This window comes from Sporocytophaga myxococcoides DSM 11118 (assembly GCF_000426725.1).
GTDB classification, from domain to species: domain Bacteria; phylum Bacteroidota; class Bacteroidia; order Cytophagales; family Cytophagaceae; genus Sporocytophaga; species Sporocytophaga myxococcoides.
On record NZ_AUFX01000006.1, the window covers coordinates 92,058 to 112,102 of the forward strand.

The following is a 20,045-nucleotide window of genomic DNA, read 5'->3' on the forward strand; positions in this document are numbered from 1 at the left end:
TTATAATTTTTCAGCAATTCTTAACTTAGCACTTCTCGCCCTTGGGTTAGCCTTGATTTCTTCTTCTCCAGCTTCCAAAGGTTTTTTATTTACTGCCTCTAAAGGTCTTTCAAAATTTCCGTAGATGTCTTTTTCCACATCACCGTAGAATTTACCTTTAGCGATATAATTCTTTACAAGTCTGTCTTCCAGAGAATGATAAGACATGATTACCAGTCTTCCGCCTTTATTTAACACCTCTCCTGTTTGAGTAAGCACCTCTTCCAACACTTTCAACTCTTCATTGACTTCTATTCTCAATGCCTGGAATACCTGAGCTGAATATTTGAAATCCGCACCGCGAGGCGCTATTGGTTTTAAAATAGAAATCAGTTCTCCGGTAGTTTCAATCTTCCCTCTGTTTCTTGCCTGGATAATAGCATTAGCCAGGGTTTTTGCATTCTTCACTTCACCATACATTCCGAATATCTTGTGTAACTGATCTTCGGTATAAGTTCTCAGAATATCCTTTGCTGTTACTGGTGATTGCTGATCCATTCTCATGTCCAGTTCAGCATCAAAACGGGTGGAAAATCCTCTTGTACCCTCATCGATCTGATGAGAAGAGATTCCCAGATCTCCAAGAATACCGTCAACTTTAGTGACTCCATGCAGCTTTAAATATCTTTTCAGATATCTGAAGTTTGCGTCTATAAATGTGAAAGAACTACTTGTTATTTCTTCAGCATTTTTTCTGGCATCTGGATCCTGATCAAAGGAATACAAATGCCCGGTTGTCAAATGCTTCAAAATCTCTTTTGAATGCCCTCCACCACCAAATGTCAGATCTACATAAATACCATCTGGTTTTATATTCAATCCTTCTACACACTCTTTCAGTAAAACCGGAACGTGGTATGCCATTCTAATTCTTTATTTTTTGTCTGCCTGATCTGGCTCATTGCCCAGGTATTTTTCTGCAAGCTTTGCAAACTCCTGTTGATCTTTAATCAGGAATTTTTCATACAAATCAGGATTCCATAGTTCGATCCTGTTTCCCAAACCAACGACTATCACGTCTTTGTCTATCTGGGCATGTCGCAGCAAGGGCTTTGGAATCAGAAACCTCCCATTGTTATCCAGCTCCACTTCCGAGTTTCCTCTAAAAAAATTTCTTTGGAAATTCCTGTACTCTTCATTGAACTCATTGAGTCCCGATACTTTTGAGAATACTTTTTTCCATTCATTCATCGGGTAAACAACAAGACAAGGTTCAAATCCTCGGGTAATGACAATACTATTCTCTGAAGCCTCTGGCAGATTGGCTTTTATGCGTGCCGGAAGGACAAGGCGTCCTTTGGCGTCCATCTTACAGTCATACTCACTCGAGAAATAGGACATTTATTATCGGGATTAGTCTAGAATCACCCTATACAAATATAGAAAAGAAATTTCCAAAATCAACCACTTCCTACCACTTCAAACCACTTTGTGGATAAATTACCCCATAATCCACCATTTTGTTACACTTTTACACAAAAATCGACCAGTTTTTTTGAAACCTTTTTCGAAATCAAGCCAACAAAAGGAAGGCAAAACGAATATAATCACCTAAAAACCAATACAATAAATAGAAAATAACTTGAAAAGGAGGAGAAAATCGAAAAAGTGGGCGAAAATGGGAGATTCTTCCACTTTTGGATCAGTTTATAGCCAATGTAATTTTGTATTTTTGAAAGAAGTGGAGAGAAGTGAGATCTTCTTCTTCATTTTCATAAAAAAATTAAAATTCTAAATGCTTTTAAAGAGATTCATTATCATCCTATTCTTTTCAGGTATATCAAATTCCATGTTTGCCCAACTGCTAATGGAAAGAAATTACCGTTGGGGAGAAATGATCACTCAAAAGGATACGATTCAATGCTATTTGGAAGAAAAGGAAAACAAATATTCAAATAAAGTAAGATACAAACTAAAGTTGGATGATAATAGACCGTTAAAAATCAAATCCGCAAACATCCTCCAAATTAAATTCAACGGTGGGGAAATTTATGATAGAATAAATAATGTACAAAATGAATTCGTTCTTTTAAAAAGACTTGCGGGTGGACCTGTGAGGCTATACAAAGAAAATTTGAGTAACGATACTTCTACAACATTGACAATGGGAGGTACCATGATATATGCGAGGCCTACACCTGATTTTTACTATTTGGTCAAATATGATCAGATCTATATAATGTCAAGACTAACATTCAGAGAATCGCTAAAAAAAATATTTACTAATAATCCTGAATTTGAAAAACTCATTGATGAAATAAAATATAGAGAATTTATTAATAACATTGAAGAAATTGTAAACGACTATAACAAGAAGGCTTCCAATTAATTGTTTCAATTGCAAATATCCAATTCTTTCAAATTGTATTCATTCAACTTAAATGAACCTCACAAAACTAACAACTATTCTACTAATACTTGCTTCTATAAATTTATCTGCTCAATCAGAAAAACACTTAAATGAAGAAATCCAATCTTCCGAATACAAGCCTGGGAAGATTGTTACTCTGAAGGACACAATTAAGTGCTTTATAATGGACAGAGAAAATGACTATTATTTTAATAACAATGTAAAATACAAACTACAAATAAGCGATTCCAAATCATTAAAGATAAAATCTAGAGACATTCTCCATCTGGAACTTGATGGCAATGACCCTTTTGACAGACTTCCATATGGTCCCTTATCATACCTGATGGTTAAACTTGTTGATGGTGATGTAAAACTTTATGAAACAGCGATAGATGGCTTTGATGACTATGGAACCTATAGTAATGGAGGCATGAACACTACCAATAATCCTAATCTTGACAGATTTTTTCTTGTGAGAGAATCTTTAATAATCAAAGTTTCGAGAAGAATGTCAAGTGCAGATATAAAGAAAATATTCCCGGATAACAATGAGTTCCTTAAGCAATTTGAGAAGATGGATTTTCAGCAATTTTTAAAAAATATAAAGGAATTGGTTATAAATTATAATAATTCAATAAAAAATAAGGGAAACGAAAACAAGTAATGAATGTATAAATTAAGCTTTAAATTTAAAGAGATCTGATAAGATATTAAGAGTCTATAAGATGAGAGTTTGTTGGTAGAATTTCACTTTGTGCTGTTTCAGGATCAGACTTTATTGAAAGATTATATTGGCCTGTCAAGGCATTGTACATCACTTTAAAAAGCTCTGCTAGTGTCAAAAAGTAATGATAAAACTTAACGCTACTTTTTCTATCTGCACTCTTCCAGGTAATAGGTAATTCTTTTATTCCTAGATTTAATTTTCTAGCCAGGAATAAAATTTCAAAGTCAAACCCAAACCCTTTAAGCTTTTGCCTGCTGAAAAGCCTTTTAGCAGGTTTATTTAAAAATAATTTAAAACCGCATTGACTGTCATGTATTCCGGGCACCAAGATTTGGATAAACAGATTTCCAATTTTTCCAAGTATAACTTTAATAAATGAATTGTTAACATTCGATTCATTAAGACCACGTGACCCAATTATAATAGGCGTTTCAGGAGATAAAAATTGTTTTAATTTAATAAACTCAATTATAGGAACAGAAAGATCGGCATCTGTCAAAAGTATTAAATCCCCTTTAGCAGCCAGCATGCCGGTTTTAACAGCCATGCCCTTTCCTTGATTTATTCCTAATTTTATTACCTCAACGTTATTATAACCACATTCAATAATAAGCTCAACTGAATTATCTGAACTTCCATCATCAACAATAATTATCTCCAATTCTTCTGCCTTGAAAAAAGAATTAATTGTAGAAATCGTTTCTACAATATTTTTGGATTCGTTGAAAACAGGAATAACTACAGAAATCTTCATAAATTATTTTTTCAATCTGCCCTTTGCAACACAGGTCAAACCAAATAGTTTATTATTGGAAAAAAGAGAATTTTCCAGAGAAAAGTATTTAATCAAAAAATTATTGGCTAATGGAAATAAGGGCTTCATATCACTTTCAGCCTCTCCTGAATTTTTGGTTAATTTCCTCTTCAAAAAAGCTGCAGGATAAAGACTTCCAAAAATATAATGTACTCCAAAGACTTCCTGATCCGCCACTAATTTACTCAAGCTTTCAACAGTATATCTGCGATAATGTCCAAGATAAACATCATGACCAGACCATATATTTTCAAATGCAGGAACTGTAATAAAAAAATAGTTATTACATCCCTCACATCTGCTAACTATTTCCTTAAAAAACGTTTCATCATTTTCAATGTGTTCCAAAACATCCATCAAGATGACTATTGTATTTGAAATACGTTCAGGTAGATTAACTATCCGTTTAATCCTAGAACCAATACATGCTTGAATATCTTCCTCTGAATACCCAATATCACACTGAATCACATCTTCAACTCTATTCCCAAAATGTTCGGCAATTTCATTTGAGAAAAAACCGGAACCGGAACCTATATCAAGAATATTCATCCCCTTCTCTTTATTAACAATCTTTTCCACGAAAGTTAGGAGGGGCTTTTTCTTAGTTTGATAATACCAATGCTGATTTTGATCGATTCCGGAATTGAGTTCTTTTAGGTCCATTCTATAAAAATAGCTTATAAAAAAATTTATTCCCATAATTTTTAAATATTTTTGATATTAAATAGGAAAAAATTCACATATGCCTACGATCATACTTTTCTGATAAAGTTTATAAATAACTTATTTCTATATATTTAATATTAAAATATCACATTACAATTCAATGCTATCATTCAATTTTATTCACAAAAAAAGCTTTTACATCTTCCTCTCTGCAATCACAGGTTTTTTAGTTTTCAGCTTTTATTTTGATCTTACTATTGCAGATCCTACCAATATAACATGGATATACAGAGAAGGTGGTGATTTAGGAATCCATTACTTAGGTAGTTATTATTTCAGGTTAGATGATTGGCATTTCCCATTGACAAAAACTGTTTTAATAAATGCACCCGAAGGAAACTCTATCATATTCAGTGATTCCAATCCTCTTCTATCTTTAATTGCCAAACTTTTAAAATTTATATTCCCGCCGGAATTTCAGTTAATAGGTATGTGGTATTTAATATGTTGGATATTGCAGAGTATATTTGGTTACCTTCTTATTTTTAAGTTAACAAAAAATAATATTTACGCCCTTATATCCGGTCTGCTTTTCTGTTTATTACCAACTCAGGTATTCAGGATAAATCATGAAAATCTTGTAACATTCTGGCTGATCTTGTGGACTCTCTATGTCTATGTAGATAACGAAATGCCAAGTAAAAAGAAACAGATATTATTCTTTACAATCTTTGCTATTTCCAGTCTTATACATGCATATATAACTTTCATGGCGATATTTATAAGTGCAACATGGTATATCAAGAAACTGATTCCGCTATTCAGAGAAGATGATAAAAAGAATCTTTTACAATTTTTAAAAGTATCGGCAATATTATCTGTCTCTTTTCTGATTTTTTTATGGACTATGGGATATTTTTATAACAACCCACAAAACACTGGACTTCTGGGATTTGGCACATATGCAATGAACCTAAACGCTCCATTCAATCCAATTAGTACAAACTATTCAACTTTTATTAAACCTCTGCCTGTACTTGAAGGCCATTATGAAGGTTTTCAATACTGGGGAATGGGAATTATAATTTTATTCTTTTTCATAGCAATCCTTTTTACCAAAAAATATTTCAACGATTATAAGAGTCATCTTGGACTCTTTTTTGCATTGGTTTTAGCCTTTATTTTCTTTTCCCATCAGGATGAAATCTCTGCTTATGAAAGGTTCTTACCAATTGCTTTTATATTGCTATATGGTATTATCAGCTATTCAATTTATAAAGAGAATGAAGTTTCTCTTTTATGGCTGATTATACCAGCATCATTCTGCTATATTTTAGCCCTTTCTAATAAAATCACTCTTGGTAATGTAATATTGTTCGAATTCAAATTATCCGGAGATGAATTTTATGCTGGCTTTTACCGCACTTTAAGATCCTCTGGCAGGTTCTTTTGGGTAACAACACATATCTTATTGCTTGCGGCTCTGGTATTGACATATAAAACCCTTTCTTCAAAGGTTAGATATCTGGTTATCTGCGTAGTCATTATCATTCAGTTCCTCGATCTTTCCAAACTTAGCTATAGATTCGACAGTAATAATTTCTCATACCAGTTCCCATTGAATGATAACCTTCAAAAGATGATCAAGGCTTCACGAAAAGTAAATTTGTTATTTTGCTATGATACCAAAATTATTGAATTTGCAATGAAGAATCGCGTTCATCCCAACTACTTCTATACTGCCCATGATGCTGGAATCTTAACTGATAAAAGACTTAAACAGGAGTATGATGATTTTAAAGAAAACAAGATCAACGATGATGATCTATACATATTTCCTCAAAGTGAACTTGGACTAAATCTACCTGTAGATCTTAACGTCGAAACTTATCAGAATTTTTTATTTATCCCTCCTAAAAACTTCAAATCTGATCATACAAAATTAATGATCGTTAAGAGGCAATATGACAAAATCCAAACTATTATAGATCAGATAAAGTCTAAACAACTTGTACTTATTTCTGCTAAGGATGAAGCTACAAATGCCATTTCTGCGCAATTTAGAAATGACTTTGATAATGCTTTTGGAGCGAATCTTAGAAATCTTGGATTCAGACAGTCCTATATAGCTGTTTTTCAAAATGGAAAACTAGTTCATGAATCCATAGGAGCAAACAATTTAGTTGAATATTGGGGACAGTTTTATGGACTTAATTTCTACGTTAAAAGTACAGGTGCTCTTCAGGGAACGGATTCTTTTATAAAAATCAATAACATTGAATTTTCAGCAAATAACAGAGGATTAAACGTTGTTTCTCTTGAAGAAGCTTCACCTGATAAATTCATTTTCAATTCCTTTAATTTTGACACTTACGAAAAGGCTTATCAATAATTAATTGTCTAGAAATTTATACCTGTTCAATAGTTTGTAATAAATTGAACAGGTATTTTTATTTAATTACATTCAATTTTCTCTACGGAAATGAAAAAAATAGCCCGAATACTCCTCATTACATTCATTGTATTTTTCATTTTCACTAATTTTGTCGCCATTTTTCACAGCTATAAGTTTACGCACTTTTCTTCAGAAAAACTTGCCAAGCCCAAAAAGCCTGAAGACCTCACCTCCGCCGAAAAACTTAAGATAATGATACTTGGGGTAAAGATGCCCAAACCTTTGAATGAGACAGAACCTCATCAAAAATTTCAAACTATAGTACTTCAAAGCAATAAGAAAATCGAATGCTGGAGCATCAAGAATCAGCAGTCCAAAGGTACTGTGATTCTTTTCCATGGATACGGAGGCAAAAAGTCTTCTCTAATGGATAAAGCAGAGGTTTTTATTGATCTGGGTTATAATGTTTTTATGGTTGATTTTATGGGTTCAGGAGGCTCAGAAGGACTGCAAACCACTATTGGATATAAAGAAGCTGAAAATGTAAAAACAGCATATGATTATATAAAAGAAAAAGGTGAAAAGGATATTTTCCTTTTTGGAACTTCGATGGGAGCTGTTGCAATCATGAAAGCGCTTGATAAATATCCACTAGAGCCTAAAGGAATTATTTTAGAATGCCCCTTTGCAACGATGTTTGAAGCTACCAGTGCAAGATTTAAAGCCGTCGGAGCACCTGTCTTTCCAATGGCTGGCCTGGTTGTCTTCTGGGGCGGACTTACAAATGGTTTCTGGGCATTTGATCATAATCCTGTTGATTATGCAAAAAAAATTAAATGCAAGACACTATTACTATATGGGGAGCAAGATAAAAGAGTTAGCAGGGAAGAAATCGATGCCATATATTCCAATCTGAATTGCTCAAAAGAACTAAAAACTTATCCTTTAGCGGGCCATGTAAACTACCTTTTAAAATATAAAACAGAGTGGACCAGAGATATTAGTACATTTCTCGATCAAACTAATAAATCCATTTATCCTAATCATTAGTAGCATCTACTCTACAGACTAAGTGAATGAAATAATGGATAACTAGTATAACAATTGGTAAAAAGAAAATAAATGAAGAGCCCGAGAATGAAACAGCATCAGGTGCACCGGATTCTATCAAAAAGTTAACCACTTTAATTATTGGAAGTATTGAAACCAATAACAGCAATAAAAAAAAACCTAGTAACAACAGTTTTCTAATTCTTCCTTCTTTTACAAAATATCTGATAAGAATATTTACCAGAATTTGAATAACGCAGATGATATAAAATACTTCCATTCTTTAATTTATACATTATTCATACAAACTTAAAATTGAGACTTTAGCACGAAAAATTCACTTTATACTTTTATACACTTGAACGAATCTTATTGAAATAACAAGTTCAAACATTAATGTGGACAATTTTTAACTTAAAACAGAAAAAATTAAACTCTCCCTACAAAATAAATATACAGTTGTAATCATTCTGAAAATCAGTAAACAAAATTAAATTTTCAGGTTAATTATAAGTAATTTGATACTTTATTCTTTTTGCTGAAAAACGAATAAATTACTAAAATTGTCGGTTTAAACAATTAACACAATGGCACAGGATCAGGCTACAATTGACCAAAATCACAAAAAATTTATTCAACAGGTTGTTGAAACAGAACTGGTATGGGGACTTGAAACAGAAGACGGATTTGCGACTTCATCTTCCATGGAATATGAAGATGCAGATGTTATTGCATTCTGGTCAGATGAAGCCTCTGCTGCAGCCTGCGCAGGTGAAGACTGGGCTGAATATTCGCCAGCTTCTATTTCTTTGAGCGAGTTTCTTGAAAACTGGTGCATAGGTATGCAAGAGGATGGCTTGCTCGCAGGTACAAATTGGGATACAGACCTCACAGGGACAGAGCTTGAACCACTTGATCTAGCTCTTGAAATTCTGGATGAATTAAAAGCAAAAGGCAAAAAAATTCAACTACAAGGATTTGCCTCTCAGGAAATATTTGCTGAAGAACTGAAAAAGGCCTGGGAAGAAACCGAAGGCGAATAGTTATTACTCTGAAATATCAAGTCATTTTTAAGATTGTTGACATTCTACATGTTTTTCGCCAAATTGAAAAACATGTAGAAGGGTCTTCATCTGTAGATTTTTATAATCTCTGTATGGTAAATAATACAGAGCTTTTATCGTCTAAATAGGTTCTCCCTACTTTATCGCTTTAAACTTCAATTTTCACTACACTTTTAAGTTGTACAAATGAATCATAGTCAAATCATTGATTTCATAGAAAATAATTCTATTCAGAAAATTAAATTTGCTTTTACTGATATAGATGGTGTGCTTCGGGGGAAAATCATCCATCGTGACAAATTCCTGAAAGGTTTGAAGGAAAATATAGGCTTCTGTGATGTGGTGTTTGGCTGGGACAGTGGGGATGCTTGTTATGATAATGTAAAACTTACAGGATGGCATTCAGGATACCCCGATGCTCCTTGCGCCATAGATCTTTCAACTTTCAGAAAAATCCCCTGGGAAAACGATCTCCCATTCTTTATTGCAGATTTTGGTTGCAAGCCCTTAGCTGCATGCCCGAGAAGCTTATTAAAGTCAATAGAGAAACAATGTCTTGATATGGGCTTTCATGCTGAATTTGCTCAGGAATTTGAATGGTTCAATTTTAGGGAAACTCCACAAACACTGAAAGAAAAAGAGTTCACGAAACTGAATCCTCTAACTCCTGGCATGTTTGGATATTCTGTTTTAAGGCCCTCTTATGAAACTACTTACTATCACAATCTCTTTGATTTATTATTAAAATTTGATGTGCCTCTTGAAGGGCTTCATACCGAAACCGGTCCAGGAGTTTACGAGGCTGCCTTGTTACGAGACAGCGTTTTAAAAGCAGCAGATAAAGCTTCATTATTTAAAACAGGGGTAAAAGAAATTGCTTACAAAAATGGTATCATGGCTACCTTTATGGCCAAATGGAATGAAGAACTACCAGGATGTAGCGGGCATATTCACCAAAGCCTATGGAGCCTGGACAAATCCGAGAACCTTTTCTTTGACCCAGTAAAAGAAAATAAAATGAGCGATCTTTTTAAACATTACCTGGCTGGCCAGCTATACTGTCTTCCATATATTCTGCCAATGTATGCGCCAACTATTAACAGCTACAAAAGATTGGTTGAAGGCGCCTGGGCTCCTACCACCATTACTTGGGGAATTGATAATAGAACCACTGCCCTTCGTGTATTAAATAGTTCAAAAGACCTGACAAGACTGGAAACCAGAGTTCCAGGCTCTGACAGCAATCCATATCTGGCAATGGCGGCAGCCCTCGCTTCAGGATTGTATGGAATAAAACATCAACTAAGACTTGAAATCTTGCCAACTAAGGGAAATGGGTATAAAAATATTGAGAACGGTAAGTTGCCTTCCAACCTCATAGAAGCTAGTCTGGCAATGAAAAACAGTCCGGTTGCAGCGGAATTATTCGGTGGTGAGTTTGTGGAGCACTATGTTAGCACTCGTGAATGGGAATGGAGACAGTTCTCTAAACACGTTACAGATTGGGAATTAAAAAGATACTTTGAAATCATTTAATCAAATCTGTGAAACAACAATACTTTAATACTACCTTTCAAACAAAGGGAATTAATAACTGAATATGAAAATCATAGATTACTCTCAAATTATAAAAGAAGCCTGGGGAAACTTTGATGCATCCAAGACCATTTCAAAAGTCGAAGATATCAGCGCAAAGGTTTCTACCAATCACGTATTCAGAGTAACCTTTGACGATGAAGATATCATCATAGCAAAACTATCTTACTTCGGAAAGTATGAACATTTTAAAGAAGATCACAGACTGATTCACGCGCTGTCCAACAATCTGCTCTATCCTTTTGAAAATGTACTGGCCAAATCTCTGGTAAAAAACAACAAAGTATATACTTACAGGTATCAGAAAGGACTTACAGATGCATGGGTTGTATTTTACAATCCAATACGGGTTTTGGAAAAACTTCCCAGACGATTGGAAGAAGAACATATAGTCAAGCTCGGAAGAGAAATTGCTAAATTTCATAAAGCTTGCGCTAAAGTAAAAAACGTTCTTCCCAAATCATCCAAAACCCTTGTATCGGATATCGAACATCTGCTTGACATACTTGATACAGAAGACGGACAATTTGAACACAGAATGCATGTAGACTATCTTAGGAGTCAATGTGAGACATTTCTCAAGAATATTGAGTTATTAAATTATAAATCCTTTGAAAGCATTCCTGTATTTGTAGATTGGAACATTGGCAACTTTTCCGTTACAGATAAGCTTGAACTATATTCCCGCTGGGATTACGACTGGTTCAGAATGAGTTCAAGAGTATTAGACTTCTATTTTTTCAGTAGAGTCGTTTCAGATATTGGAGACAGAACAGTATTCAGTTATGTAATAGGACCATTGATGGAAGACAGATTTATTCTTTTCTTGAAAGAGTATCATAAAATATATCCACTAACTCGCAATGAAATCCTGTTCCTTAAGGAAGCCTACAGATTCTTTATTTTAAACTATGTAATAAAACATGGAAGATATTTCTTTCATGAGATATATGCTACCAAGCTTCAAAGAGAAGCCTATGAAAGCTACTTCCCTTCCATAGATGAAGAATTCGATGCTGATAAAATTTTAAAAGAGCTGCAGTTATAAACGTCTTACCTCAGCATTAACCAAAACTTACTACTTATTACTTAAAACTTATTACTCCCAATGGTGCAGTTACAAAATTTCAAATCCATCGTTTCAAAATACAAAGTTATATTTTTTGATGCATTTGGAGTTTTGAAAAATTATAAGGGCTTGATACCTGGTATAGAACATACTTTTAATTATCTACAGGAGCACAATAAAGACTATTTTATTCTTACCAATGATGCTTCCAGAAGTCCTGCACAGCTTGCGGAATCTTACCACAAGCTTGGCCTTTTTGCCATCACTCCAGATAGAATAATTTCATCCGGAATGCTGGCTAAAGAATATCTTGATCTGAAAGTCAACCATGGTACTGTAGCCTATCTTGGGACTGAAAACTCCGCTCACTATATAGAAAGATCAGGACTAAAAACCTTACCAATCAGTCAGCTTGAGCTTGACAATATTTCAGAAGTCAATGCTCTTGTATTGCTTGATGATGAAGGATTTGACTGGAATAAGGATTTAAATAAAACTATAAACCTGCTTAGAAACAGGAATATACCTGTAATAGTAGCCAACACTGATACTACTTATCCAGTTTCACAATCACAGGTTGCTATTGCTATCGGTGGGGTTGCGGAATTAATTGAAAATGTTGTCGGAAAGAAATTTATAAGATTTGGTAAACCTGACTCACAGCTTTTTAACTTCGCATTTGAACATGCTTGTGCCAACTGCATTGTAGATAAAAATGATATATTGATGGTTGGTGATACCCTTCATACTGATATAATGGGTGGAAACAAATTTGGTTTCGATACTGCATTAATGCTCACGGGTATAACGCAGCCAGACATGGCAGAACAATATATCAGAAGTACTGGCATTATCCCAACATATATTTGCGAATCCGCCATTATCAAATAAAACATTTTTTATGATCAAAGGACTTTTTAGTATTAGTATTTTGCTTATTGCTCTTTTTCCGGGCGAAACAACCAATTAATTGCATATAAAATTGATCAGATCCCACCAACTAATACAATGGTGATCAACTGTGTTGTTAAGAATGGACCAAAAATTTCACCGACTTACGAGAAAGCTGTTTGTACAGAACTAGTAATTGGAGTACTTAAAAATTTCATAAAACTTACGGAAGAAGATAAAAAGAGAATTCGCATCATTACCGATGAAAACATTTATCAACTGAGATCAACAAATTCTCCCATCCCCAAAGGAGTTTATTACGCACTCACTAAAAATGGAAAGGGAATACCAATAAGCAAACTTGAGAATGTGCAACCAGGAGATTTCGTGCAGTTCTGGACACTAACCTGGGGACATTGCGGATTCGTTAAAAGTATTGACATTGCCAATAAAACGATGGAACTATATTCTTCCTTCCCTTCTACTTAATATTTAATGAATGTAAAAGTTTCTCTTATACATTTTTAAATAGGAGTTATTTTAGTATTTATCAAAGCTCTTCTGTTAAATGAACTTTCTATTGACTTAATAAAATCTTTTTTGCGCAATATTATTCAATCGATTGCTCTATCCCTTCATCCTTTAAAAGTTATTATAAAAATTCAGGAAGAGTAATCTGGATTACATTCTTCAATATAAGTTCATTAAGTGCTAAAAGAAAATTTGTCACTTTTGAACACGGATATACATAATTTGTTTTCAATTAGAAGCTTTATTTATACTTACTGTAAAAAAGTTGATCAATGATAAAATGGAACGAATAATTATTGGCAAGATTCATAAAGTCTGAAGTAAATTAGGAAAGGTAAGATCCTGGAATTTTCAGAAGCAAAGGACTTCCTTAAAAAAAAATAAAGTCTGGGTAGATGTTAATTTAATAAGGAAGAAAAAGAACTAACAGAGACTGCTAAAAGTAGAATTGGATGTCAAAGGAAAAAGAAATTACAAAAGCAGAAGATTTTTCTGACCATGAGGAGCAATCCAATGTTCAGAACGAAACGGATAATGAATCTGATATGATTCTGAAGGTTCCTTCTTTAAAAGCTGGGAGAGTCAACATGGATGCAGAAAATTTAAATTTTTCTATTTCTGTTAAAGCACAGCTTTCTAATTTCTCCAATATAGAAATCGGAACTGACATTCATATTGATAAAATAAAACTAGATATAGATTCGCTTGAGGCAGAAGCTCTTTTTACAGCAAAACTGAAAAAGATTGAAACTATTTTTATCAAAGCATTAGAATCACTAGATAAAAATCCAGATTTAAGAAATTGCAATAACCCAAAATCAGATAGAGAACAAGACGAAGATGGTGATCATTGAGTTTTTTTATTGAAGTGTTATGCTCATAAAACAATAAAGGCATGAAGGATACTAGAAAGAACGAGCAAGATTCTTCTGATATAAAGATATATGGGAAGGCAAAAATGAAACATGTGAATGTTATTAAATCAAGTGAGGTAGAGGTAAATCAATTCAGTAATGTTAAACATGATAAAATACATGAATATATTCGTATTAATGTTCCTTATGAAATGCAAGAAGGAGAAGAATATCATGATGCCATAGTTGCTTCCAAAAGAGGAGTGTCAATAAAAATATCAAATTAACATCTGGCTTTTAATTCAAAAGGGGACTTGATTTATTTCTATCAACAAGGTAAATAAGACAAATTTTTAAAATCCCTTTACTAAAATATAAATCACCCCAAATAACATAAAAAAATGCCTGATGTTTCCACCAGGCATCTCAGTATATTAAAAAGTAACCCTAAAAATTCAGATTAAGCAGCTTTTAGCTTCAATTTTTTAATCAACTCCTGCATGGTTGCATTGAACTTTCTGTCAGTGTCCATTAAGTCGTTTACTGAAGTTAAAGCATGTATTACGGTACTGTGGTCTCTGTTCCCAAAATGGAAACCAATTGATTTCAAAGAAAGGTTAGTGTATTCTTTTGCAAAATACATAGCAACCTGTCTTGCAATCACGATCTCTCTCTTTCTTGTTTTAGCTTTAAGAGAATCAACAGTCACGTTGAAGAATTCGGCAACAAACTTCTGGATATAATCTATACCCACTTCCGATTCTATGTTTTGAACAATGCTCTGCAATGTCTGCTTTGCAAGTTCAAGATCAATTTCTTTCTGAGTTAATGAAGATTGTGCAATCAAAGAGATTAATACACCTTCTAACTCTCTTACGTTGGTATCTATGCTATAAGCAAGATATTCAACAACACTGTCAGAGATTTCTACACCTTCTGACTGCATTTTTTTGCGAATGATCGCAATTCTTGTTTCAAAATCTGGTTGCTGCAAATCTGCAGTCAAACCCCATTTGAATCTGGATAATAATCTTTCCTGTAATCCTTTCAAATCTTTTGGCGGGCAGTCGCTCGTCATTATGATTTGTTTACCTGATTGGTGCAGGTGATTAAAGATATGGAAGAATATCTCCTGAGTTTTTTCTTTACCAGACAGGAATTGTACATCGTCTATAACTAGTACATCTACCTGAAGATAGAAATTTGCAAACTCCTGGGTATTGTTGTTTTTAATTGCATCAAGGAATTGATTCGTAAATTTTTCCGATGACACATAAAGAACAAATTTGTCAGGACTGTTTTGTTTAATTCTGTTTCCTATTGCCTGAACAAGGTGGGTTTTACCTAAACCTACACCTCCATAAATCATCAATGGGTTGAAAGATGTTACTCCCGGTTTGTTAGCGACAGCATAACCGGCCGAACGCGCAAGTCTGTTACAATCTCCTTCAATGAACGTGTCAAAAGTATAGTTTACATTTAACTGCGAGCTGAAAGAAAATTTATCCAGCCCTTTTAAATCAAACGGACTCTTAACAGTCTGAGGAGCGTTATAATTTACAAATTTTGCATTACCATTCGGTTTTCCCTGAACTTGGTTCACAAAAGTTTTGGATTGCTCTGATTCTTTTTCCATCATCAGAGAGTATTCCAATCTTCCGTCAGCGCCCAATTCAGTGTCTATCGCTCTCCTTAAAACCTGAACATAATGCTCTTCAAGCCATTCATAAAAAAACTGGCTAGGAACCTGAATCGTCAAAACGTCATTCTGCAACATTACTGGGACTATAGGTTCGAACCAAGTTTTGAAACTTTGCTCGCCTACACTCTCCTTAATGATACGGAGACAGTTGTTCCACACTGCTTTACAGTCTTTTACAATTAGCATAATTAAAGGGTTTTTGAAAAAATCGTCCTCCTTGATTTTGGAGGGGAGACAAATTTGTAAAAAAAATAATTAACAAAAAAATGAAATGGGGACTTGACTTTTTCATATCCTTCAGGGCTTGTAAATTACGAAATAAGCCCTTGAATATTCTTAAAATAAAACAATAAATTCTTCTAAATATACAACAAACATAATGTTACTACATGTAAATTTAGCCACAAAAAACTAATGATTTTGTAATCTTTTTCTCCCTTAGTTGATTTTTTTAATAGCTTTAAAAAAAAGTTTCCGTGGAACATTCATCAACTCCAAATACCCCTTTCGAAAACACAGATAAAGAACTGTGGTTCAGCAAAATAAAAGAAGAATTAAAGCTTCAAAAACTTGATTCTTTGGCGTGGAACGTAGGGCAAAAAATAAATATAGAACCATTTTATACCAAAGCAGATTTAAGCCGTATAAACGTGTCATATTTTGACAAAAATTTTGGCAAATGGAAAGCTGTCTATAAAATCAATTTTTCGGACTTAAATTCACTAAAAAAAGAAATTGAAAAATCAAAAAAATTCAATGCAGATCATATAGAAATTTTAATCAGAAATAGTCAAAATTTTAGTTTGACTTCTGTGAAAGATTTACTAAAAGACTTTTCATATACCATTGAAATTTTTGAGGCCGATAAAAATGATATTTTGGGAAATATCGCACCTGGTAGTTTTTTAAATCTCAATTCCGACACTTATTTAAAAGAAAAGGATGATTTCATTAATAATGTGTCAACAGTTCTATCTAAAAAAGGCTCAACCAGTTCAATTTTAGGAATATACGAATCAAATGAGGATCCTGGGACTGAATTGGCTTATGCAATAGCCAAAGCTGTTGAATATTTCGATCTTCTTACTGAAAATGGAATCTCCCCAGAAATCGTTTTATCAAATATTCATTTTCATACATCCATTGGCGAAAACTTTATAATAGAAATTGCTAAACTAAGAGCTTTCCGATCACTTTGGGACAAGTTAAAAGCACTTCTTCTTCCTGGAAATTCAATTTATACAACCTTTCATTCAGAACTGATTCCTTTAACGTCGGCTGTTAAAAATGAAAATGATGAAATGATTATCGATACTATTCAGTTTATGGCGGCAATTTTGGGTAATTCTGATTTTATTAAAATAAATAGCAGGACATCGTCTCCCTATCCTTTAGCAGAGGAGTTCTATCAAAGAGTGCGCTTAAACATTGCACATATATTAAGAGAAGAATCTTTTATGGATAAAGTAATGGATCCTTTAGCTGGTTCTTATTTAATAGAAACCATTACTTCAAAAATCAGTGAAGTAGCTTGGGAAAAATTTAAAGCTATTGAAGAAGCAGGCGGTTATTCAGAGGCGAAACGTAAGAAGGCAGTCAATTAATTTATGAAACCAGACTTTTCAAAAATACAATATCATCAACTCCCTGATCCATCTCATAATGGTACACAGGAGAAAAGCACATGGATAACGTCAGAACAGATTCCCGTTAAAAGTTTGTTCACCTCTAAAGATAGTGAAAGCTTTATCTTTGACGACTTTCCTGCAGGAAGCCCGCCATTCTTGAGAGGTCCATATGCAAGTATGTACCTTGGTAAACCCTGGACTATCCGTCAATATGCAGGCTTTTCCACTGCAGAAGAATCCAATGCATTTTACAGAAGGAATCTTGCTGGAGGACAAAAAGGATTATCTGTAGCCTTCGATCTTCCGACACACAGAGGATATGACTCCGATCATTCAAGAGTTACAGGAGATGTAGGTAAGGCCGGAGTAGCTGTTGATTCAGTAGAAGACATGAAAATTCTTTTCGAAGGAATTCCATTGGATCAGATGTCAGTTTCTATGACAATGAATGGAGCAGTCATTCCTATCCTAGCTTTCTATATAGTTGCTGCGGAAGAACAAGGTGTGTCTCCAATGAAGCTTAGCGGTACTATTCAAAATGATATATTAAAGGAGTTCATGGTAAGGAACACTTATATATATCCTCCCCTTCCTTCAATGAAAATCATAGGAGACATATTTGAATATACTTCCCGTCATATGCCTAAGTTCAATTCCATTAGCATAAGCGGTTATCATATGCAGGAAGCTGGAGCCACTGCAGATATTGAGCTTGCTTATACGTTGGCAGATGGATTGGAATATGTTCGCACCGGATTGAAAGCAGGTATCGACATTGATGACTTTGCTCCAAGGCTTTCTTTCTTTTGGGGAATAGGAATGAACTTCTTTATGGAAATCGCCAAGATGCGAGCTGGCAGATATCTCTGGGCTAAAATGCTGAAAGAGTTTAATCCCAAAAATGAAAAGTCTCTTGCATTAAGAACACATTGCCAAACGTCCGGATGGAGCTTGACAAGACAAGATCCTTTTAATAATATCACCAGAACCTGCATTGAAGCTATGGCTGCTGTGATTGGTCACACACAATCTTTGCATACTAATGCACTTGATGAAGCACTTGCTCTGCCTACTGACTTTTCGGCTAAAATAGCACGTGATACTCAACTATATATCCAAAAGCATACAGATCTTTGTAAATACATAGATCCATTCGGTGGTTCTTACTATGTAGAATATCTTACGAATGAGCTTATAGTTAAAGCTGAAAAACTCATCAGCGAAATCGAGGCTCATGGAGGAATGGCAAAATCGATAGAAGCTGGAATTCCACAAAGCAGAATAGATCAGGCTGCTGCAAGAAAACAGGCACGTATTGATTCAGGTCAGGATGTAATAGTGGGAGTTAATAAATATAATGTAGAAGAAGAAGGTAAACTTGAGCTTCTCGAAGTAGACAACACACAGGTAAGAGAAAAACAAATTGAACAACTTGAAAGAATAAAAACTCAGCGGGATGAAAAAGAAGTAACCCTTGCTTTAGATGCCATTACCAATTGTGCTCAGGCAGGGAAAGGTAACCTTCTGGAACTGGCTATAGATGCGGCAAGGAAAAGAGCCACATTGGGAGAAATATCAATGGCGATGGAAAAAGTTTTTGGAAGACATAAAGCTATGACTAGAACTACTTCAGGAATTTATGGCAGAGAATCTTCTGACAAAGGAAACATAGACAAAGCGCGTGCGCTTTCTGATCAATTTGCTGCAATGGATGGAAGAAGGCCAAGGATCATTATAGGAAAACTTGGGCAAGATGGTCACGACCGTGGAGCAAAAGTAATAGCTACTGCCTTTGCTGACCTGGGTTTTGATGTTGACCTTGCTCCTTTATTTCAGACTCCGGAAGAACTGGCAAGAATGGGAGCTGAAAGTGACGTACATATAATAGGTGTATCAAGTCTTGCAGGTGGCCATAAAACACTCATCCCTGAATTAATCGAAGCACTGAAAAAAATAGGAAGAGATGATATAGTGGTTGTTGCCGGAGGAATTATTCCTCCTAAAGACTACGACTTTCTATATGAAAAAGGAGTATCAGGAATCTTTGGACCAGGGACGGTTATTGCTGTTGCAGCGCAGGATATACTTAAAAAACTTATCGAATCTAACCTTTAAACTCACGGGTTATATTTCTTCTTTTATAAGTATCAGGGATGCTCTTATTTTCAAAAAAATACTTAAAGGTAATTAAAGCGTCCTCACAAGTTAGTACCTCATCATCGTGGACGCTAAGATTTCCTATACTGCAAACAATGGACTTCCAAACAGTTTTAAGTGCACTTTTCACCTCTCCTTTTCCTAATACATAATGCTTAAAGCCTTTTTCCTTGACATCTCTATACTCAACAACCAATTCAGCAGGACCACCTGCGCATTGAATATAACTTCCGGAATCTGCTTCAAGAATAAAATAAGCTCTAGATACAGGATCAATTTGTTTTAGCAAATGTTCTACTTCAGTCCATTTTATGTCTTGAATATTCAACCTCTCATTCAAATGATCATACATAAAGTTCATAAGCCTATATTTCGTAACTCAATAGCAATAGCCTTGATAAAATATTCTTCGAATTAATGCTACGATCTGCTTTGAAATTCAATACCAAAAATTATCTATTATAAATTAAAAAATAGTAATTCCCCAGCCAATAATCCGGGGAATT

Annotated in this window: 20 protein-coding genes; 13 read left to right on the forward strand and 7 right to left on the reverse strand. The window is 34.3% G+C overall.

Features of this window, described 5'->3' with window-relative positions:
* Positions 1–903, reverse strand: a complete 903-nt coding sequence (gene rsmH, locus K350_RS0108915; protein ID WP_028979614.1) for a 16S rRNA (cytosine(1402)-N(4))-methyltransferase RsmH — start codon at positions 901–903, stop codon at positions 1–3.
* Between the two features lie 9 nt (positions 904–912).
* On the reverse strand, positions 913–1,380 hold the full coding sequence (gene mraZ, locus K350_RS0108920) for a division/cell wall cluster transcriptional repressor MraZ (protein ID WP_028979615.1): 468 nt from the start codon (positions 1,378–1,380) through the stop codon (positions 913–915).
* 466 nt (positions 1,381–1,846) lie between these two features.
* On the opposite strand from mraZ, the gene K350_RS0108925 reads away from it, so the two are divergent.
* Together K350_RS0108925 and K350_RS0108930 are read left to right on the forward strand one after the other, a co-directional pair.
* Complete coding sequence (locus tag K350_RS0108925) at positions 1,847–2,368, forward strand: hypothetical protein (protein ID WP_156026981.1); 522 nt, start codon at positions 1,847–1,849, stop codon at positions 2,366–2,368.
* 52 nt (positions 2,369–2,420) lie between these two features.
* The gene (locus K350_RS0108930; protein ID WP_028979617.1) at positions 2,421–3,056 is read left to right on the forward strand and encodes a hypothetical protein; all 636 of its coding nucleotides are present in this window, start codon (positions 2,421–2,423) and stop codon (positions 3,054–3,056) included.
* Positions 3,057–3,102: 46 nt separating this feature from the next.
* Here K350_RS0108930 and K350_RS28050 read toward each other — a convergent pair whose 3' ends face one another.
* Together K350_RS28050 and K350_RS0108940 are read right to left on the reverse strand one after the other, a co-directional pair.
* Positions 3,103–3,873 carry a glycosyltransferase gene (locus tag K350_RS28050; protein WP_051313000.1) on the reverse strand — a complete coding sequence of 257 codons (771 nt, stop codon included), beginning with the start codon at positions 3,871–3,873 and terminating at the stop codon, positions 3,103–3,105.
* Positions 3,874–3,876: 3 nt separating this feature from the next.
* Positions 3,877–4,635, reverse strand: coding sequence for a class I SAM-dependent methyltransferase (locus tag K350_RS0108940; RefSeq protein WP_028979618.1), 759 nt, complete (start codon positions 4,633–4,635; stop codon positions 3,877–3,879).
* Positions 4,636–4,762: 127 nt separating this feature from the next.
* Between K350_RS0108940 and K350_RS0108945 the strand changes: the two genes are divergently transcribed.
* Positions 4,763–6,994, forward strand: coding sequence for a DUF6311 domain-containing protein (locus tag K350_RS0108945; protein WP_028979619.1), 2,232 nt, complete (start codon positions 4,763–4,765; stop codon positions 6,992–6,994).
* A 90-nt stretch (positions 6,995–7,084) separates the two neighbouring features.
* Positions 7,085–8,047, forward strand: coding sequence for an alpha/beta hydrolase (locus K350_RS28055; RefSeq protein WP_037574860.1), 963 nt, complete (start codon positions 7,085–7,087; stop codon positions 8,045–8,047).
* Here the strand turns inward: K350_RS28055 and K350_RS0108955 are convergent.
* Positions 8,037–8,327, reverse strand: coding sequence for a hypothetical protein (locus K350_RS0108955; RefSeq protein ID WP_028979620.1), 291 nt, complete (start codon positions 8,325–8,327; stop codon positions 8,037–8,039). The genes K350_RS28055 and K350_RS0108955 overlap by 11 nt on opposite strands.
* A 307-nt stretch (positions 8,328–8,634) precedes the next feature.
* Between K350_RS0108955 and K350_RS28060 the strand changes: the two genes are divergently transcribed.
* From K350_RS28060 to K350_RS0108990, 7 genes are all read left to right on the forward strand, one after another.
* Positions 8,635–9,090: a DUF2750 domain-containing protein gene (locus tag K350_RS28060; RefSeq protein ID WP_037574865.1), complete on the forward strand. Its 456-nt coding sequence runs from the start codon at positions 8,635–8,637 to the stop codon at positions 9,088–9,090.
* 207 nt (positions 9,091–9,297) lie between these two features.
* Complete coding sequence (locus K350_RS0108965) at positions 9,298–10,647, forward strand: glutamine synthetase family protein (protein WP_028979621.1); 1,350 nt, start codon at positions 9,298–9,300, stop codon at positions 10,645–10,647.
* Positions 10,648–10,711: 64 nt separating this feature from the next.
* Complete coding sequence (locus K350_RS0108970; protein ID WP_028979622.1) at positions 10,712–11,755, forward strand: hypothetical protein; 1,044 nt, start codon at positions 10,712–10,714, stop codon at positions 11,753–11,755.
* 63 nt (positions 11,756–11,818) lie between these two features.
* A complete protein-coding gene (locus K350_RS0108975) occupies positions 11,819–12,667 on the forward strand; it encodes a TIGR01459 family HAD-type hydrolase (RefSeq protein WP_028979623.1) in 849 nt (282 codons plus the stop codon).
* A gap of 117 nt (positions 12,668–12,784) precedes the next feature.
* Positions 12,785–13,156, forward strand: coding sequence for a hypothetical protein (locus tag K350_RS0108980; RefSeq protein WP_028979624.1), 372 nt, complete (start codon positions 12,785–12,787; stop codon positions 13,154–13,156).
* Positions 13,157–13,650: 494 nt separating this feature from the next.
* On the forward strand, positions 13,651–14,052 hold the full coding sequence (locus K350_RS0108985; RefSeq protein ID WP_028979625.1) for a hypothetical protein: 402 nt from the start codon (positions 13,651–13,653) through the stop codon (positions 14,050–14,052).
* A gap of 41 nt (positions 14,053–14,093) precedes the next feature.
* Positions 14,094–14,339, forward strand: coding sequence for a hypothetical protein (locus K350_RS0108990; RefSeq protein WP_028979626.1), 246 nt, complete (start codon positions 14,094–14,096; stop codon positions 14,337–14,339).
* A 173-nt stretch (positions 14,340–14,512) separates the two neighbouring features.
* On the opposite strand, the gene dnaA is transcribed toward K350_RS0108990, so the two are convergent.
* Positions 14,513–15,940, reverse strand: a complete 1,428-nt coding sequence (gene dnaA / locus K350_RS0108995; RefSeq protein ID WP_037574869.1) for a chromosomal replication initiator protein DnaA — start codon at positions 15,938–15,940, stop codon at positions 14,513–14,515.
* Positions 15,941–16,230: 290 nt separating this feature from the next.
* Between dnaA and K350_RS0109000 the strand changes: the two genes are divergently transcribed.
* Both K350_RS0109000 and scpA read left to right on the forward strand, forming a co-directional pair.
* Positions 16,231–17,358, forward strand: a complete 1,128-nt coding sequence (locus K350_RS0109000) for a methylmalonyl-CoA mutase family protein (protein WP_028979628.1) — start codon at positions 16,231–16,233, stop codon at positions 17,356–17,358.
* Between the two features lie 3 nt (positions 17,359–17,361).
* Positions 17,362–19,497, forward strand: coding sequence for a methylmalonyl-CoA mutase (scpA, locus tag K350_RS0109005; RefSeq protein WP_028979629.1), 2,136 nt, complete (start codon positions 17,362–17,364; stop codon positions 19,495–19,497).
* Here the strand turns inward: scpA and K350_RS0109010 are convergent.
* Positions 19,487–19,900, reverse strand: a complete 414-nt coding sequence (locus K350_RS0109010) for a hypothetical protein (protein WP_156026982.1) — start codon at positions 19,898–19,900, stop codon at positions 19,487–19,489. The two genes, scpA and K350_RS0109010, sit on opposite strands and share 11 nt — an antisense overlap.
* Positions 19,901–20,045 lie beyond the last annotated feature (145 nt).

Excerpts from the sequence above, each read along its gene's own strand:
- K350_RS28050 (WP_051313000.1), bottom strand. The coding sequence starts at position 3,873 with ATGAAGATTTCTGTAGTTATTCCTGTTTTCAACGAATCCAAAAATATT.
- K350_RS0109010 (WP_156026982.1), bottom strand. The coding sequence starts at position 19,900 with ATGAACTTTATGTATGATCATTTGAATGAGAGGTTGAATATTCAAGAC.
- K350_RS0108955 (WP_028979620.1), bottom strand. The coding sequence starts at position 8,327 with ATGGAAGTATTTTATATCATCTGCGTTATTCAAATTCTGGTAAATATT.
- K350_RS0108970 (WP_028979622.1), top strand. The coding sequence starts at position 10,712 with ATGAAAATCATAGATTACTCTCAAATTATAAAAGAAGCCTGGGGAAAC.
- K350_RS0108965 (WP_028979621.1), top strand. The coding sequence starts at position 9,298 with ATGAATCATAGTCAAATCATTGATTTCATAGAAAATAATTCTATTCAG.
- K350_RS0108945 (WP_028979619.1), top strand. The coding sequence starts at position 4,763 with ATGCTATCATTCAATTTTATTCACAAAAAAAGCTTTTACATCTTCCTC.
- K350_RS0108990 (WP_028979626.1), top strand. The coding sequence starts at position 14,094 with ATGAAGGATACTAGAAAGAACGAGCAAGATTCTTCTGATATAAAGATA.
- K350_RS28055 (WP_037574860.1), top strand. The coding sequence starts at position 7,085 with ATGAAAAAAATAGCCCGAATACTCCTCATTACATTCATTGTATTTTTC.
- K350_RS0108940 (WP_028979618.1), bottom strand. The coding sequence starts at position 4,635 with ATGGGAATAAATTTTTTTATAAGCTATTTTTATAGAATGGACCTAAAA.
- K350_RS28060 (WP_037574865.1), top strand. The coding sequence starts at position 8,635 with ATGGCACAGGATCAGGCTACAATTGACCAAAATCACAAAAAATTTATT.
- K350_RS0108980 (WP_028979624.1), top strand. The coding sequence starts at position 12,785 with ATGGTGATCAACTGTGTTGTTAAGAATGGACCAAAAATTTCACCGACT.
- dnaA (WP_037574869.1), bottom strand. The coding sequence starts at position 15,940 with ATGCTAATTGTAAAAGACTGTAAAGCAGTGTGGAACAACTGTCTCCGT.
- K350_RS0108925 (WP_156026981.1), top strand. The coding sequence starts at position 1,847 with ATGGAAAGAAATTACCGTTGGGGAGAAATGATCACTCAAAAGGATACG.
- rsmH (WP_028979614.1), bottom strand. The coding sequence starts at position 903 with ATGGCATACCACGTTCCGGTTTTACTGAAAGAGTGTGTAGAAGGATTG.
- mraZ (WP_028979615.1), bottom strand. The coding sequence starts at position 1,380 with ATGTCCTATTTCTCGAGTGAGTATGACTGTAAGATGGACGCCAAAGGA.
- scpA (WP_028979629.1), top strand. The coding sequence starts at position 17,362 with ATGAAACCAGACTTTTCAAAAATACAATATCATCAACTCCCTGATCCA.
- K350_RS0108930 (WP_028979617.1), top strand. The coding sequence starts at position 2,421 with ATGAACCTCACAAAACTAACAACTATTCTACTAATACTTGCTTCTATA.
- K350_RS0108985 (WP_028979625.1), top strand. The coding sequence starts at position 13,651 with ATGTCAAAGGAAAAAGAAATTACAAAAGCAGAAGATTTTTCTGACCAT.